This is a genomic window from Clostridium sp. 001 (assembly GCF_019056555.1).
Lineage (GTDB): Bacteria > Bacillota > Clostridia > Clostridiales > Clostridiaceae > Clostridium_B > Clostridium_B ragsdalei.
This window is the reverse complement of record NZ_CP020473.1, coordinates 2,639,477-2,656,872: the sequence shown is the minus strand read 5'-3', so window position 1 is coordinate 2,656,872 and position 17,396 is coordinate 2,639,477. Positions and strand designations below refer to the sequence as shown.

Here is a 17,396-nt window from a genome sequence, read left to right as displayed (position 1 = left end):
CTATGAATTGTCAACTATTTAAAAACATATATACATGTTAAAATGACTGACACACTAATTAATTAGTAAAACATCTCAAAGTTTCTCTGTAAACTTAAATTATACCCTGAGCCATCATAGCCTCAGCAACTTTTAAAAATCCAGCAATATTGGCTCCTACAACTATATTTCCTTCATTTCCATATTCTTTTGCTGCATTTTTAGAATTATTATAAATATTAATCATTATATTTTTAATCTTATTATTTACTTCTTCAAATGTCCATGAATACCTTATACTATTTTGAGACATTTCAATGGCAGAACATGCAACTCCTCCTGCATTAGCTGCCTTAGCAGGTCCAAAAAGAATCTTATTACTTAAAAATACATTTATTGCATCTAAAGTTGAAGGCATATTTGCTCCTTCTGATACAGCTATAATACCATTTTCTACAAGAGCTTTAGCCGATTTTTCATTTATTTCACCTTGAGTTGCACAAGGAAGAGCTATGTCACACTTAACATTCCAAATTTCTCTAAAATCTGGTACATACTTAGCAGTAGGCACACTTTTTAGATATTCTTTTATTCTTCCCCTTCTAACTTCTTTAATTTCTTTTACTACATCTAGATTAATTCCATTTTCATCTAAAATATATCCATTAGAATCAGAACAAGTAATAACTTTAGCTCCAAGTTCAGTTGCTTTTTCAATAGCATAAATAGCCACATTTCCCGAACCTGAAACTACTACTTTTTTATCTTTGAAACTCAAATTATGATCTTTTAGCATTTCTTCAGTAAAATAAACTAATCCATATCCAGTTGCTTCTGTTCTGGCAAGGCTTCCTCCATAAGTCAGTCCCTTACCTGTCAAAGTACCCTGTTCACTTACACTTTTAAGTTTATTATAATAGCCATATAGATATCCAATTTCTCTTCCACCAACACCTATATCTCCTGCAGGTACATCTCTATTAGAACCTATGTATTTGTACAGCTCAGACATAAAAGCTTGGCAAAACCTCATAACTTCGTTATCAGATTTGCCTTTTGGATCAAAATCTGAACCGCCTTTTGCTCCTCCTATAGGTAACCCTGTTAAGGAATTCTTAAATATTTGCTCAAATCCTAAAAATTTTACAATACTTTGATTTACAGATGGATGAAATCTTAACCCACCCTTATACGGTCCTATAGCCGAATTAAATTGAATTCTAAAACCTCTGTTTACTTGAACCTCTCCATTGTCATCAACCCATGGAACTCTAAAACTTATAGCTCTTTCTGGTTCAGTTAATCTTTCAAGTAATCCTGCTTTAATAAAATCAGGTCTTCTATCAAATACCGGTACTAAAGAAGCTAAAACTTCTTTTACCGCATCAAGAAACTCTTTTTCACCTGAATTTCTTTTTTGTACAGTACTTAAAACTTTCTGAACATACTCTTTGCCATTCATATTATTACTCCTTCATAAAATAATTGTAGTTATCTTTACTATTTTACTTATAATTATACCAAAATTAACATAATTTAAAAGCATATTCTATCATCTTATAGAAATTTTGCACAAATTTGAATTACTATTCATCCATATCTATATTGTCCAATATATGTAATATAATTAATTATATTTAAAATTTCTGTTCTTTAATTTAACAAAAAATACAGTGATAACCGTAAATAGAAACATGATTAATCCACAGCTAAAGAATCCAAATTTACCACCGAATTTTTCCATAACTGCACCCACGAAAGCACTACCAAAAGGAGTGCTTCCAATATTTAAAAGGGCATATATACTCATTACCCTCCCCCTATATTCATCTTCTGTATTAAACTGCAGTGTAGCATTTGCTTTATTTAAAAAAGTAAGCCCGAAGAATCCTATACATACAAACAGCATCCCTACTAATAAATAACTACTTGTAAATAAAGTTACTATTTGTAAAATAGCCAATATAAATGAATTTATAATGAGGAAATGCTTACTTCTAAGTCCTCTGCCTATTCCTGCCATAAAAATAGCTCCTAAAAATGATCCTGCACCTGAAAGACTTAAAAAAATACTATACTCCTTTGCTCCACCATTCATGACTTGCTTTGCAAATACAGGTATAATTACATTGCTATTAAATGCAAAAGTGCATACTATAGCCATCATAAACATTACAGATAGGAGTATTTTCTTATTTATAGTATACATAATTCCACCTTTTAAGTCCTGAATTAAATTGAAGTTTTTAGATTTTAATGTTGGGTTACCTTTAGCCTTTATTTGAAATACACCATAGATAACAGGTATAAAACTAATTGTATTGATAAGAAAACACTGAAATACCCCTACTTTATTCATTATTATTCCTGCAAATGCAGGTCCAACTATACGTGATATATTAAAAACAGTTGAATTTAAAGATATAGCATTTGGAAGATCCCTTTTTCCTACAAGTTCAATAAAGAAAGACTGCCTTGTAGGCATGTCCAAACTTGTTATAATCCCATTAATAACAGCTAATATAGCTAATATCCAATACTTACTATATCCAATATAAATAACGAAAGTCAATATAAAGGACTGTATCATATAAGAAAACTGAGTCATTAAAATAATTTTTCTTTTGGGATATCTTTCTGCTATAACACCTGCAATAAGCGTAATCAAAAGTACTGGTGCATATTGAAATACTGATATAAGTCCAAGAAGAAAAGGAGAATTAGTTATCTTATACACATACCAACTGAGCGCTGTATTTTGAATCATAGTTCCCATTAGTGACAAAAGCTGTCCTGACAAAAAATATCTAAAATCTCTATGTTTTAGGGATGAAAAAACATCCCCCACTGTACTTTTGAAACTCATGCTAAATCCTTCTTTCAATTACGAGTTAAAAATAGATGCAAAATAAATGCTATCAGATTATACGCCTGATAGCACTTTATTTACTTTGCCTGCTGTCTTAAATAAGCTAATATAAAATTATCAATTTCTCCATCCATTACTGAAGACACATTTCCATTCTCTACTCCAGTTCTATGATCTTTTACAAGAGTATAGGGATGAAATACATAGGATCTTATCTGGCTTCCCCATCCCATGTCCTTAAGTTCTCCTGCAAGATCTTCTATCTTTTCCTTATGTGCTCTTTCTTTAAGTTCCACAAGTTTTGACTTTAACATGAGCATTGCGGTTTCTCTATTATAATGCTGACTTCTTTCATTCTGGCACTGTACAACTATACCTGTAGGTATATGAGTTATCCTAACTGCAGATTCCGTTTTGTTTACATGCTGTCCACCTGCACCAGAAGACCTATAGGTATCTACCCTTAAATCTTCTGGCCTTATGTCTATATCTTGGTTTTTGGTAAGTTCCGGTAAAACCTCTACAGATGCAAAAGAAGTCTGTCTTTTCCCATTAGCATTGAAAGGTGATATTCTAACCAATCTATGGATACCCTTTTCGGCTTTCAAATATCCATAAGCAAATTCCCCTATTATCCTTAATGATACACTTTTTATTCCAGCATCATCTGCAGGAAGAATATCTAAAGTCTCAACTTTATATCCAGACTTTTCTGCCCATCTAGTATACATCCTCAAAAGCATCTCCGTCCAGTCCTGGGCATCTGTGCCACCTACTCCTACATGTAAATTCAATATCGCATTGTTTTTATCATATTCTCCTGATAAAAGTATTTCTATTTTAAGTTTATCAATTATATTTTCGATATCTTCCACTTCAGACAATATATCTTTGCAGCCAGACATATCTTCCTCTTCTTCCGCAATATGAGCTAGAATTTCTGCATCATTTATTCTACTCTCCAACTTATTATACATATCCAGCTTTTCATTTAAAAATTTTTCCTCAGAAGTTACTTCCTGTGCCTTTTCCAAGTTATTCCAGAAATTAGGCTCCTGCATTTTCATCTGCAGCTCTTCTATCCTATTCTTATAGTTACCTAGGTCAAAGAGACTCCTTTATTTTATTTAATGCTTTTTTTAATATGCTCAATTTTGATAGGGATTCTTCCAAATCAATTATCATACGACCACCTCAATATCATCTTAGTTATTTGCAAGTCTTCCACAACAATTTTTATACTTTTTACCACTGCCACAAGGACAAGGATCATTTCTTCCTACAGTTTTTTCTTTCTTTATAGGTTTTTTCTTCATTGCAGTTTCTTCACCTTGATTAGTAATTACATTCTTAGCTACCCTTTCTCTCTCAGGTGCTTTTTCAATTTGTACATGAAGAAGATATTTAACAGTATCCAATTTAATATTATATATCATTTCCTCAAACATTTCGCTGCCTTCAAACTGATATGCTTGAGCTGGTTCCTGCTGTCTGTAGGCTCTAAGTCCAATAGCTCTCTTTAAGTGCTCCATATCGTCTATATGATCCATCCACTTTGTATCAACAACCCTAAGTAAGATAACTCTCTCAATTTCTCTCATCTGCTCTGGAGTACACTCTTCTTCTTTTTCTTCATAAATTTTTTGGCCTATATCTATATATTTCTGCTTAATTTCCTCATTGGAAAGATTTATAATATCCTCTTTCTTTACGGAATCTTTTTGTACATAAACTTCTTCCATATATTTTATTAGCTTTTCTACTTCATCTTCAAAATCTTCTTCTATACCAGATATATGAGAATCTACAACAGAGGTTACTAAGCTTTTTATCATATCAATCATGTAATCTCTAAGATCTTCTCCCTCAAGTACCTGAGACCTCTGTCTATATATAATTTCCCTCTGCTTATTTATTACATCATCATATTGAAGTAAAGTTTTTCTTATATCAAAGTTATTTCCTTCTACTTTTTTCTGTGCACCTTCTATAGCATTTGTAACCATTCTACTTTCTATGGCCTCATCTTCTTTGAGACCTAATTTTTCAACTATTCCCTGAAGTCTATCTGAACCAAATATTCTCATCAGATCATCTTCTAGTGATACGTAAAATCTTGATGTACCAGGATCTCCTTGACGCCCTGAACGTCCTCTAAGCTGGTTATCAATTCTTCTTGATTCATGTCTTTCAGTTCCTATTATTTTAAGTCCGCCAAGAGCAACCACACCTTTTCCAAGCTTTATATCAGTACCACGACCTGCCATATTAGTTGCTATAGTAATTGTTCCCTTTTCTCCTGCATGAGAAATTATTTCTGCTTCCTTTTCATGAAACTTAGCATTTAAAACTTGATGAGGTACTCCTCTTTTCTTTAACATATCTGAAAGTAACTCAGATTTTTCTATACTTACTGTACCTACAAGTACAGGCTGACCTTTTTTATAGGTTTCATATATTTCATCTGCTATAGCTTTAAACTTTCCTTTTGCACTTTTATAAACTACATCAGGGTAATCTGTTCTTGCTATAGGCTTATGGGTAGGTATTACTATTACATCAAGTCCATATATTTCTCTAAATTCATTTTCCTCTGTCAGTGCAGTACCTGTCATACCTGATAATTTATTAAACATTCTAAAATAATTCTGATAAGTAATAGTTGCAAGTGTCTTTGATTCTCTCTCTACTTTTACATTTTCCTTAGCTTCTATAGCTTGATGTAACCCATCGCTGTATCTTCTGCCTTCCATCATTCTTCCTGTAAATTCATCTACAATGAGCACTTCACCATTTTTTACCATGTAATCTTTGTCTCTTCTCATTATATAGTTAGCTTTCAAAGATTGAACTACATAATGCTGTATCTCCATATTCTCTGGATCCGCATAGTTGGCCAATTGAAAGAAGTTTTCAGCCTTTTTTACACCTGTATCTGTAAGTATTACCGAATTTGCCTTTTCGTCTACTTCATAATCCTCTTTTTGTAAAGTTTTTGCAAAACTGTCTGCAATATTGTAAAATTCAGTTGACTTTTCTCCTTCGCCTGAAATAATAAGAGGTGTTCTTGCTTCATCAATTAAAATTGAGTCAACCTCATCTACTATAACAAAGTTAAGTCCTCTTTGTACTCTTTCTTCTTTGTAAATAACCATGTTATCTCTTAAATAGTCAAATCCGAACTCACTGTTAGTTCCATAAGTTATATCACAATTGTATGCTTCCTGTCTCTGGGACTGATCCAAATCATGTAGTATTACACCTACTTTAAGCCCTAGTGCCTCATATACAGGTGCCATGGTATCTCTATCCCTTTTTGCCAGATAGTCATTTACTGTAACTATATGAACTCCTTTTCCTGTAAGTGCATTTAAATATGCAGGTGCGGTAGCAACAAGTGTTTTACCTTCACCAGTTTTCATCTCTGATATTCTTCCTTGATGGAGCACTACTCCACCTATTAACTGCTCCCTATATTGCTTTAAGCCTATAGTTCTATATCCTACCTCTCTAACAACAGCAAAAGCTTCAGGTAATATTTCATCTAAAGATTCACCCTTAGAAAGTCTATCTTTAAATTCATCTGTCTTTGCTCTAAGTTCTCCACTCGTCAATCCCTGCATTTTTGAATCTAAACTATCTATTTTATCTACTATAGGGATAACTCTTTTTACTTCCCGTTCACTATATGAACCGAATATTTTCTGAAAAAGTTTCATTATTTTCATCCTCACCATGTTAAATTTGTTTACAAAAGTATACACCTTATAAATTATATCATCTAATTATTAGGTGTTCAACTTATTAAATAATAGTTTACTTTAGTTTAATAATATGCTTCCTATTTTTAGAGCATAAAAAGAGGAAGCTTTATGCTCCCCCTTTATTGCATCTAACTTTTAAAATTCAGGCTCTATTAATCCGTAATTTCCATCCCGTCTTTTATATACTACATTTACTTCTCCATTTTCAGCGTCCTGATATACAAAGAAACTATGACCTAAAAGTTCCATTTGAAGGACTGCTTCTTCAGATGACATTGGTTTTATTGCAAATTTCTTAGTTCTAACTATTTTTTGTTCTTGTTTGTCTTTTTCTGACTCATCTGGTATGCATTGGAACCTTAAAGATTCTGAATTGTTTCTTCTTAATAGCTTTGTCTTTTGCTTTCTTATCTGTCTCTCTAATTTATCCACAACTAAATCAATTGAAGCATACATATCTGAGTTTCCTTCTTCTCCTCTTAGTATAACTCCTCCAAAAGGAATAGTGACTTCAATTATTTGTCTAGTTTTTTGTACGCTTAATGTAGCATGTGCTACTACATCAGGGTTGAAATATTTTTCTAGCTTACATAGCTTCTTCTCCACCGCATTTTTCAATGCATCAGTTACCACGATATTTTTCCCTTTTACAGTTATTTTCATATTTCCAGCCCCTTCCTATTGTAATCCTAAACATATGTAAAGGATTAATCTATGTTTTGTTAGTTATATTTTAATACTGTTTATCATAAATTACAATAGCTATTAATGACACATTTATACTACTTTTTTATTAATAGCAAAAACTAATAATAAATAATCTTTTAAAATTAATATAGCAGCCTTAAAAAAGGCTGCTATATTGCACAGTTAGTGAATTTGCAAGTTAGCTGACCTGGTCTTTGCCCCCACACTCGCCTTTAGAAACAATCATATATCTAATTTATGGCTTAATTATATCTAAGTATTGAATTTACTAGTATTATTTAATCGTAAGTTATTTTACTTTTTATATATCATTTTTTGATTAGGTCGGGAATAGGTCGGGAATTTTGTTGTACTATAATATCCTATATAATAGGTAGGAATATTTAAAAATTATAGTGAACTATAGGAAACATTGATATTACTTTTTGCAAATTTATTATAGTTTACGAACATAAGTTTGTTATATTTTCCATAATATGATATAATTCATAATAAGTAATTTATGGAGGATAATTTTATGAGAACATCAAAAGGTATTAAACAAAAAGAAATCTATAAATTTATAAAAAATCAAATTAATTCTAAAGGATACCCTCCTACCATTAGAGAAATTTGTAAGTCTGTAGGATTAAATTCTACATCTACTGTATATAATCATTTGAAAGCATTAGAAAAAAGTGGATTTATAAAAAGAAATTTTGACAGTGCTAGATCCATAGAAGTTATAAAAGATCCTTTAAATGATAAAAAACTAATAAATGTACCTGTTATTAATAATATTAAAGATATTACTTCCATTTCATCTCTAAAAAATGCAAAATGCTCTTTTCCTTTACCCACTGACTTTGTAGAAAACCATAATAAGCTTTTTATATTAAAAAATACGGATAAAAGTATGATTGATATTAACATATTAGATGGTGATTTTTTCGTAATTGAAAAAACTAACTCTGTAGAAAACGGAGATATAGTAATTGTAATATTAACAACTGGCACCACTATTATTAGAAGGTTTTTCAAAGAAAATGGTCACATAAGGCTTCAACCTGAGAACTCTTCTATGAAATCTCTTATTGTTGATGATTGTAAAATAATAGGTAAACTTGTAGGGTATTATAGATCATACTAAATATATCATTTTAGTAATCATCAATTAAATTTACTTAATACAGTATGTTCTCTATTTCAGAGTAAAAATAAATAAGTCTACCATCTAAACTTATTTATTTTTGCTTTCTATGTGGATAACTTAAAAATATTTCTAAAACACTATAAATCAATTTAGAGATTCATTAACATCTGTCAATATCATAAAGTACAATTCATTTTAACGATTCTTCTCTGATCTTTATTAATTCTTTTAACTCATTCAAATCATCCAATGTAGCCTTATTTCGTATAAAGCTTCTAGCACTAGAACGTGATTTTAAATAACTTGCATATTCTCTGTTTTTATTTTCCCACTTTTGGTTTGCTATTGTTTGAGGTTTCTTATCCATCCTAAGCAATCCTTTCAATTATTTCATATTTATCTATTAATTCAGTCCCTGCAATTTCAATAATCTTTACATTAGCTTTCACAATTTGCTTGTAAATATTATTAGGAAGCTCTTTGAATTTTTTAAAAGCTAAAATCTGATTAACTCCACAATAATATATTTCTTCATCATCAAAATCTTTATTAACTATAACCAAAAACTTTTCTATCATATCATATCACCTTTTATATTACTTTATTTTTACTTAGTAATATTATATAATATTTGAAAGAAGGAAACCAGCTGCAACTGGTTCCCTGAGTGCTTAAGAAATTTTATATTTTTCTTTATTTGTTTTATGGAACTGGTTTAAGCCTTTAATGGTCGGGACAGTTCCTTTTGCTTTGCACTCTTTTAAGTAATCTTTTAATTCTCTTAGATTCATTTTTCTCACCTCCTTACAATATTATTATACTACACGTAGTATAATAATGCAAGTATTTTATATAACAAGTTAGTAAAAATAAAATACTTAATACCATAAGTTCAGAAGTCTAAGACTTTAAATTATTGATTTAACTTTTTAAATTCAGATCTTACATCATCGTTGCTTACTTCGCTGTAGATCATAGTTGTATCTAAGTTTTCATGTCCCAAAATCTTTTGTATTGATGTAATCTTCATGCCACCAAATAATGCTAAGGTTGCAGTCGTATGGCGTATTAAATGAGGATATATGGATTTAGAAAATCCTGCTGCTTCTGCAATTTTAGTCATTTCTCTTTCAATAGCTCTGTTTCCCAATCTTCCATAAGGATATTTAGATGAAATAAAAAGAGCATTATTTGTAATACCCTTTTTATCTCTTTCTTTCAAATACTTTTTTACATATAATTTAGCCTTAGAATTTAAATATACTGTTCTTTCTTTAGAACCTTTCCCTATGACATTTAATTCACCTTTATCCCACTTTACATCTTCTACATTTATATTTACTGCTTCAGATAGTCTACAACCTGTACTAAACAAAACCTCTAGTAATGTACGCTGGCGAATTGTTTTACATGCATCTCTAAGTAACTCCAATTCGTCTTGTGTAAGAGACTTCCTTAAATGCTTATCTATTTTAATGTTTTTAATTTTTCGCATTGGGTTTTTTAAAATCATTTCTTCTCTTTCAAGCCATCCAAAAAATGATTTTAATATACTTATTTTATTACTCAATGTAGTCTTTTTAACTCCAGAACTTGATACAACAGCAAGGTACATTCTTATATCTATCGTTGTAATTGAACTTATTGTCTTATGAAAAAAACTTGCAAATTTCAATAATTGTAATTTATAGTTATAAACTGTACATAGACTTGCTCCATCTAATTTTTTTACGGCTAAAAAATATTGAATTTTTTCTTCAATATCACTTACTACAAGAGATTTTTCTACTGGATGTATTTCATAATTCACCAGAATTTGATCTACAATATTTCGTATTTTAAATTGATCTAGCTCTGGAAATTCTAAACTTAGTTTTCCGATTAATTTAATTGTTACTTCTTCATTGCAATTCATTTTTTTGATCCTTCTAATCTACAGAAGTAAAATATCTTCCTATAGAGCTTGATATTTCACCCCGTAGATATATTAAAATTTTTATTTTGTTAACCCTTAACATTTAACCTTAGAAACAATAATAAATAAAATATTAGCTTTTGGAACTAGGGTTAAATCAGTATTAATAATTTCTAATTATCAATTCACTGTATTTATGATTTTTGTTTTTATACTTACCCACAAGATTATGATTTCTCACAACCTCATCTATATTAAAATTTTTGTATAAATCTCTTATAAATTCACAGTCATTATATGAAAGAATAAACTTGCCTTTTACATTATTTAAGCAATCATATAATCTCATATGATCCTCTTCTGAAAATTTAGCCTGGTAGTATCTTTCAGTACCATAATATGGAGGGTCTAAATATATAAGCCCATCTCCTTTGTCATATACTTTAAGTAAATCCTGAAAATCTTTATTTTCAATAACCACTCCTGAAAGCCTTTCTTGAATTTTAGTAAGATATTTAATCATCACATTTATATCTCTTTTAACACAACCATAAGACCTATGGTCACTTCCATAGCTTGTCTTAATCAGCATAAAGAATCGTGCTGCCCTTTGTATATCTGTCATTCCCCTAGTGTTGTATTGGCTCACAAAATCATAAAATAACTCTCTTGAATTAAGCATAAACGAAAGCTCTCTTTGCAATTCTCCGCAATGAAATTTCACACATTTAAATAAATTGACCAGATCACCATTTACGTCATTGTATACTTCCATATTGGCTTGTTTGTCTTTTGAAAATAAAACCCATGCTGCACCTCCAAATACCTCTATGTATCTGTTAAATTTTTCAGGAAATCTTTTAACTATTTCTTTTCTTAATAATTTCTTTCCACCTATCCATCCTATAAAACTGTTCATTTATAATTCCTCCTTTGTATTTCCAAACTTATGTTCGGTTAAATGGTAAAAAATATAGTGGCCTGCAAAGACCACTATAATAAAATTAAATTTATTGAGCTATTGTGCTTCCAGTATCTTGAGAATTAATAGAAACACTATCTGATTTTTTATTAATCTCTGCTACATCTGCAAGATCTTTCCCTTCTATAAATGCAGGAGTTAAAATTTTACCAGCTACAACTTCTGAATTTATCTTTCCACAAATAGTTTCCCTGAAGTGATCGAGTTCCTCCTGAGATATTCCTGGGATCTTTTCAACTAACAGCTTATCAAATTTCTTTTTCTTTTGTTCTCCTGCCTGTGGGATAAATTTAAACTGTTGCTCTACTATATAGTAAATATCCTGTGCCATCTTATAATCCTCGTTGTACTGATCTGCACCAAGCTGTTTTATTAAAGCTTCCCTTTTCTTCTTAAGATAAGTAACTCCAACAGCTACACCATAAGAAGCTAAAGCTCCTAAAACACTTAATACTCCACTTGAAATTATATTTGCTGCTTCATTTCCTAACATACTTTTTTCCTCCTAAAATTTAATTTTGATAATTTAAAAAAAGCTATTTTACTAGCCTTATAAAATACTAAAATAACACCTTAGATCCGCCCTGACCTTTGTTATTGTTGTAAACTACCACCGGAGCTCCACCTTTACGAATAGTAATATAATTTCCTCTGTCCAGGTGAATTCCCATATCTCCGTCAGCTCTTGGCTCTATATAAAATTTAGTACCTGGAATCTGAAATACTCCTTCTGGAATAGTTTCAGGATACATAGGTACTGTTTGTACTACTGGCTTAGGTTCAGTTGGTTGGCTTGATACTGTTTGCCCTGTAATTCCTTTTACTATGGCTGTTGCCAGTTTCTCGGGATCGTACTTGTCACAATCTGACTTTGTATCACAAAAAAATGGTTCAATCAATATTGCCGTCATGTTTGTATATTTCAATACATACAATCCTGTCCTTAATTGACTACCCCTGTTTCTAAAACCTAAACTACTAGACATTTCATCACATACCCTATCGGCATATTCTTTTCCACTAGCACTTATATACTCAACTTCACAGCCATTGGCCTTATCTGTTTCATAGGCGTTTACATGCATGCAAATATGGAGCTGTGAACCTATAGAGTTAGCTTTGTTAACTCTATAAGCAAGACTTTGTCCTAAAGATAAACCTGGGCTTGCTGAAGGTGTACAATCATAACAAGTATGCCCTAGTTGCTGTAACTTTTTAATAACAAGTGCTCCATATTCTCGGCAGTCATGTTCCTCATTTCTATATCCTTCAGCTCCTCTGTCCTCTCCAGTACCATGTCCAAAATCATAAGTTATTACCATAAAATCATTTCCTTTCCTTATTTTTTTGTAAAAATAAACCCCAGTATTGTTACAGCTATTCCTGAACATATTGAGGTTATAACAGCTAATTTAATTTTTGAGTAATCCTGTGACGGCCTTGTCTCTATATTTTCAAGTTTTGAACCAATATCTTTGATACTATCCTTAATTTCATTAAGTATTTTAAATATCATCTTTATCTGTTCACCACCTGAAGCAGAAAATTTTTCAACAACAATTACCCTTTCATCTAAACTTTTAAGCTCACTTTTCAGTGAACTTACATCATCTTTTAAGTTTTGGATGTAAGGGCACTCTTTACAATTATCATTCATTCTAGGCCTCCCATTTAAGTGTTTTAATCAAAATAAAAAGACTACTTCTAGTCCTTATTTTACTTTATAGTTAGTACGTAAAGATATTCTATTGTGGGTTAATAGTATTTAATATTTCTGCTTTTTCTACATCTGTAAGTTTAGTATATCTAGTAATAACCTCAGCAGCAATTTTATTTTCCTGTAACATTAAAGCCTTAATAGCATTTACAAAAATACTTTTCTTCCAAACCTCCATTTATTACACCCCCATCATATTTGCTACAGCTACCTCAACTGCAGATAACCTATCTGTTATTTGTTGTGTGTTTTGTTTATTTTTAGTTTCTATAGCTGTTTTTTCTGAAGTATAATCTGCCTCTGTTATTTCTACTATATCAGCAGATAATGTTGTTAATTCTTCATTTGTTGCAAATATTGCGTAAGTAACATTAGGTGGATATAATTGACTTCCTGCACATATTTGATTTAAATCTAATCCTTTATAATCAGGCTGATCAAATTTATTGTAAAAATTGTTTATTTTTATATATTTCATATAATCCTCCTTTTATAATACATAACCAATATATTGTTTTTCAAAACCTCTACCTATAAATGTAGAACCACTAATTATATTATTCTGTACGTCTATAGAACAAATTGCACTACAAGAGTTTTTAACAAAAATCATATCACCCATTGGTATAATAACTATATTTCCACTACTAATAATAGCAGACTGTTTCAATGCACTAAAACTTAAACTATAAATTTCAAACCACCCATATGATTTATTTACAAACATAATTCTACTATTTTTTTCATCTATATAAGCTCCAGATATATCAAAAGCCCTAGATATAGTTTGTAGTAATGTACCACTCTTATTATATAAGCATACAACATTACTATTACCTGCTAAAATATAATTTTTAGATATATAATAAATACTGTACAACGAATTTAAAGTTACAGTATTTATTACATTACCATTTAAATCATATTGTTTAGCTATATATTTATTATTATTATCAATAAACCAATTTTCATCTGCAAAAAGTGATGACACCATTGTTAAATTATTTGAAATTAAGCTATTCAGTAAAGTTGCTTTATTGGGTTTTTCTTCTGCTGTTCCTATAACTCCAAATATAGATTTATCTTTTAATATGTTTGGGGATTGTAAATTAGAGTCACCCTTTATAGTGATAGTGGCATCATAAATACCTGCACCTTTTACAATATCAGAGTTTCCAGGTGTTACTGTTTGTGCTGCTGTAGCCTGTACAGCTAAACTTCCAGTTATTTTACTACCATTTACGTATCCTACCTTTCCACTTCTTACTGTACTTGCTGCAATAGGATTAGCTGATTCTGTCGTTTCTACTACACTAGATTTTCCTGATACTCCAAATATGGAAACACCAGACTTAATATTAGACGTTACTAAATTAGTATCTCCCTTTACATAACCAGTTCCTGGATGATAACCTTGTGCTATAGCTTGATTTACAGTTGTAGGTGTAAGTACTACTGTTCCATTATTAGGCATACTACCATGTCTTAAAATACCATCTGAATTACTAAAATCTGCTCCACTTAATACCTGGTTTTCTACAGCATTCCCTTGTCCTCTTGCTATACAATTTATAGCAGCTATAATTTGATCCCATGTAGATGTGGTACTAAGACTTTGTCCTTTGCTGTTTACGGCACTAATCGTATTAGATTTTACGCTAGTGCCAGATTGAAAAACCTCGTTTATTGCATTTACAAAATTATCTTTAGCAGTTGTTAGTAACTTACTTCTATCACCAATACCATGAGCCGTATTATCTGCCAAATGCGAACTAAAATCGGTCTGTAAGGCTCTCTTTTTTAATTCAACATCAGCAACATCTGCATTATAATTTAGATCATCAATATTTACTGTTTCTACTCCATCTGGCTTTTTAAATCCATAATTTGCTGTTGTTTGCATTTTATGCCCCTCCTATTCGTTATAAACTTTTATACTATCCCATGTAAGAGCTTTGGCCTGGTTCCATGTAAGATTTTTTTGCTTTAAGAAGTCCCAAACCGTATATGTGTACTTGAAGTCATATGCAAGATGTGCTGGCTTTATATCTTCCAGCATATCCTTAAAGGCTTGCATGTTCTTTGGGATACCCTTTATACCTACAAATTGAACTGTAAAACTATAATTTTCTGGATGCTGAATAACATTACATTCTCCACCACTAAAAGATTCTGCGGTATTCTTTATCATCTGTGTAGTTGTTGTCCCAGATCCTCTTAGCTTTGCTTTTATAATTTCACGTCTTTCTTCATAAGATTTGTTTAAATCAGTTGCAATTTCTAAAACTTTTTCCCAAAATGCAAGCCCCCAGGTCGCAGTATCTACAAAACATTGATTCAAAATATCTTCTTCTTGCCAAGCAGAAAGACCTAATTCATAGCTGCTTACGTCATTCCATGCTTTAAACTCAGGAATATTTTTTAAATCAGGAGGTAATCTATATAGAAGATCCGGTTTATAGGGTTTAATTTCTTCATCTGTTACTGGCTGATCTTGTGAATATTGGGTTGTTCCATATTGCTCTGTTCCATACATACATTACACCCCCTTTAGGTCATTCCATGTGGTGCCAGTTTTATTTGTTAAAACTTTAGTCCATCCATCCCAACTACCGCCACGCATAACTCTCATATAAATATTATTTGGAGCGTTATTAGTGCTCCCATATCCAAAGCCTGTGGCACATTGTATACACCAACCAGTACCTTGATATTTTATAACAACAAAATAATACCATCCATTTGATGGCGCATTAGTTACAGCACATCCTTGATAAAAACCAGTTGTCAAAAGATTGTTTAAATCTGTATTACTTATATCTGTTACATTTGGCACAAAATCAGCAGCATGTTTTCCATCTACTGTATCTGAATTTCCTGCTGAATCTGCATATTCAGATTTATCAACTTTGCCATTATTATCTTTATCATAGATGCTTTTAAGCATATCTCCATAGCCTGCATTACTTATTTCAGTTTTTGTTGCATATTTATTATCACATTCTAATTCTGTATAATATCTATCATCATGAGTGTGTACTTTGGGTGATTGTGCATTAATACCATTTGAATCTAATGTTGCAACTCCACTATTAACACCCATTTCAGTACGTTTTACCTGTGCGTCATCCGTAACATTAGAAAGTCCTACATCTGATTTGGTTGTACCATGAGGATTAGTACCACTACCAGGATGAGAATATACTATAGTTTCTTTTCCGTCTATTTGTATATTCCCATTTGTAGTAGATGAATTTGTCTTATTTGCTTCTGTACTTATACCATCTAATTTTGATTTATAATCATTGTTAAAATCATTTGTAGATAAATCCTTTCCGGTGACTTTGTCTACCTTATTGCTAACTGTATTCCATAAGTTTCGTTCGGCAGCAGTTATATGTTTTACAGTATCTGATATGTGATTGTAAGCAGCATTCCAATTATCAATTAAAACCTGTGTAATTATATCCAGGATACTTTTATTTGAATGAGAATGCTTTTTATTATTTGCGTCATTCCAGTCTGATTTTTCAGTATCAGTAGTAAATCTATGAGTTTCATCTTCTGTTATTATAGTAGCAGGATGTGTTGCAGGATGAACATAATTATTAGCATTATCTTGTATTCCTGCAAGCTTATTTTTTTCTGTAGTCGTATAATCCTCTGTAGAAAGCTGCTTACCATCAACTTTATCTACTTTTTTAGAAAGTTCAGTTGTAATTGTTGCAGCAAAATTAGGATCATCATTAAGAGCATCAGCAATTTCCTTTAATGTGTCTAGTGCTGCAGGTGCTGCATTAACAACCATCTGAATTCTCTGGTCAGTTTCAGTTTTGGTATAAGTTTCATCTTTGGTATATCTTTTGTTCAATTCAGTATCAACATAAGTTTTATCTGCCTTACTATTTTCAACATTAGTAATTTTAACTTCGTCATTAGATACCCTTAGATCGTTGGAATTTTTATATCTGTCTACCTCAGTTTGAATGTTTGTAATACTATCCTGGACCTTATTAATATCCTCCGATTCAACAGTATCACCTTGGGTTTCATAACTAATATAAACAGGAGATATGTTTGAAAATATTTTAATATTTCTCTTCCATGGAGTAAGACTGGGAGTGGATACTATAACATTTTCTACTTTATCCCCTGTAAGTTTAGAACCTGTATATACGTTAATAGAAGATGTGCTAACATTATCGTGTTGAAGCTCACCTTCGTACTTACCATCAACTAAGTTCACAATTTCTTCTATTACATAAGTATTATTATCTAATTTATTAAGCTTTTCTGTGAATTTATCTATGCTTTCTGGATATGACATTTA

18 protein-coding genes are annotated in these 17,396 nt (G+C 31.1%); 1 reads left to right on the top strand and 17 read right to left on the bottom strand.

Annotation, left to right across the window (positions count from 1 at the left end):
- Nucleotides 1-94 precede the first annotated feature (94 nt).
- The 5 genes from gdhA to raiA form a co-directional block, all read right to left on the bottom strand.
- Nucleotides 95-1,441: an NADP-specific glutamate dehydrogenase gene (gdhA, locus tag B5S50_RS12550; RefSeq protein ID WP_065078983.1), complete on the bottom strand. Its 1,347-nt coding sequence runs from the start codon at nucleotides 1,439-1,441 to the stop codon at nucleotides 95-97.
- A gap of 165 nt (nucleotides 1,442-1,606) precedes the next feature.
- Nucleotides 1,607-2,845, bottom strand: a complete 1,239-nt coding sequence (locus B5S50_RS12545) for an MFS transporter (protein ID WP_065078982.1) — start codon at nucleotides 2,843-2,845, stop codon at nucleotides 1,607-1,609.
- Between the two features lie 80 nt (nucleotides 2,846-2,925).
- A protein-coding gene (gene prfB, locus B5S50_RS12540; protein ID WP_217301982.1) for a peptide chain release factor 2 occupies nucleotides 2,926-4,033 on the bottom strand; the annotation gives its coding sequence in 2 pieces (ribosomal slippage) (nucleotides 2,926-3,954 and nucleotides 3,956-4,033; 1,107 coding nt in all).
- A gap of 20 nt (nucleotides 4,034-4,053) precedes the next feature.
- A complete protein-coding gene (secA, locus tag B5S50_RS12535) occupies nucleotides 4,054-6,567 on the bottom strand; it encodes a preprotein translocase subunit SecA (RefSeq protein ID WP_065078981.1) in 2,514 nt (837 codons plus the stop codon).
- 180 nt (nucleotides 6,568-6,747) lie between these two features.
- Nucleotides 6,748-7,275, bottom strand: coding sequence for a ribosome-associated translation inhibitor RaiA (gene raiA / locus B5S50_RS12530; protein WP_065078980.1), 528 nt, complete (start codon nucleotides 7,273-7,275; stop codon nucleotides 6,748-6,750).
- Nucleotides 7,276-7,837: 562 nt separating this feature from the next.
- Here raiA and lexA point away from each other — a divergent pair.
- On the top strand, nucleotides 7,838-8,449 hold the full coding sequence (lexA, locus tag B5S50_RS12525) for a transcriptional repressor LexA (RefSeq protein WP_217301981.1): 612 nt from the start codon (nucleotides 7,838-7,840) through the stop codon (nucleotides 8,447-8,449).
- A gap of 193 nt (nucleotides 8,450-8,642) precedes the next feature.
- Here the strand turns inward: lexA and B5S50_RS12520 are convergent, their stop codons facing one another.
- The 12 genes from B5S50_RS12520 to B5S50_RS21595 all read right to left on the bottom strand — a co-directional run bounded on the left by B5S50_RS12520 (nucleotide 8,643) and on the right by B5S50_RS21595 (nucleotide 17,393).
- On the bottom strand, nucleotides 8,643-8,819 hold the full coding sequence (locus tag B5S50_RS12520; protein WP_217301980.1) for a hypothetical protein: 177 nt from the start codon (nucleotides 8,817-8,819) through the stop codon (nucleotides 8,643-8,645).
- A gap of 1 nt (nucleotide 8,820) precedes the next feature.
- Nucleotides 8,821-9,030 carry a hypothetical protein gene (locus B5S50_RS12515; RefSeq protein ID WP_217301979.1) on the bottom strand — a complete coding sequence of 70 codons (210 nt, stop codon included), beginning with the start codon at nucleotides 9,028-9,030 and terminating at the stop codon, nucleotides 8,821-8,823.
- A gap of 335 nt (nucleotides 9,031-9,365) precedes the next feature.
- A complete protein-coding gene (locus tag B5S50_RS12510) occupies nucleotides 9,366-10,367 on the bottom strand; it encodes a tyrosine-type recombinase/integrase (RefSeq protein WP_217301978.1) in 1,002 nt (333 codons plus the stop codon).
- 163 nt (nucleotides 10,368-10,530) lie between these two features.
- The gene (locus B5S50_RS12505; protein WP_217301977.1) at nucleotides 10,531-11,286 is read right to left on the bottom strand and encodes a DNA adenine methylase; all 756 of its coding nucleotides are present in this window, start codon (nucleotides 11,284-11,286) and stop codon (nucleotides 10,531-10,533) included.
- A 91-nt stretch (nucleotides 11,287-11,377) separates the two neighbouring features.
- Nucleotides 11,378-11,842, bottom strand: coding sequence for a hypothetical protein (locus tag B5S50_RS12500; protein WP_217301976.1), 465 nt, complete (start codon nucleotides 11,840-11,842; stop codon nucleotides 11,378-11,380).
- Between the two features lie 67 nt (nucleotides 11,843-11,909).
- Entirely contained in the window at nucleotides 11,910-12,671 is a 762-nt protein-coding gene (locus B5S50_RS12495) for an N-acetylmuramoyl-L-alanine amidase (protein WP_217301975.1), read from the bottom strand.
- A 17-nt stretch (nucleotides 12,672-12,688) separates the two neighbouring features.
- Nucleotides 12,689-13,006: a hypothetical protein gene (locus B5S50_RS12490; RefSeq protein WP_063601129.1), complete on the bottom strand. Its 318-nt coding sequence runs from the start codon at nucleotides 13,004-13,006 to the stop codon at nucleotides 12,689-12,691.
- 88 nt (nucleotides 13,007-13,094) lie between these two features.
- On the bottom strand, nucleotides 13,095-13,244 hold the full coding sequence (locus B5S50_RS12485; protein WP_217301974.1) for a hypothetical protein: 150 nt from the start codon (nucleotides 13,242-13,244) through the stop codon (nucleotides 13,095-13,097).
- 3 nt (nucleotides 13,245-13,247) lie between these two features.
- Complete coding sequence (locus B5S50_RS12480) at nucleotides 13,248-13,544, bottom strand: hypothetical protein (protein WP_217301973.1); 297 nt, start codon at nucleotides 13,542-13,544, stop codon at nucleotides 13,248-13,250.
- Nucleotides 13,545-13,556: 12 nt separating this feature from the next.
- Nucleotides 13,557-14,969, bottom strand: a complete 1,413-nt coding sequence (locus B5S50_RS12475; protein WP_217301972.1) for a hypothetical protein — start codon at nucleotides 14,967-14,969, stop codon at nucleotides 13,557-13,559.
- Nucleotides 14,970-14,981: 12 nt separating this feature from the next.
- Entirely contained in the window at nucleotides 14,982-15,602 is a 621-nt protein-coding gene (locus B5S50_RS12470) for a YmfQ family protein (protein WP_217301971.1), read from the bottom strand.
- A gap of 3 nt (nucleotides 15,603-15,605) precedes the next feature.
- Nucleotides 15,606-17,393 (bottom strand): pyocin knob domain-containing protein, encoded by a 1,788-nt coding sequence (locus tag B5S50_RS21595; RefSeq protein ID WP_254306594.1) that lies wholly within the window; start codon nucleotides 17,391-17,393, stop codon nucleotides 15,606-15,608.
- Between the last annotated feature and the right edge of the window lie 3 nt (nucleotides 17,394-17,396).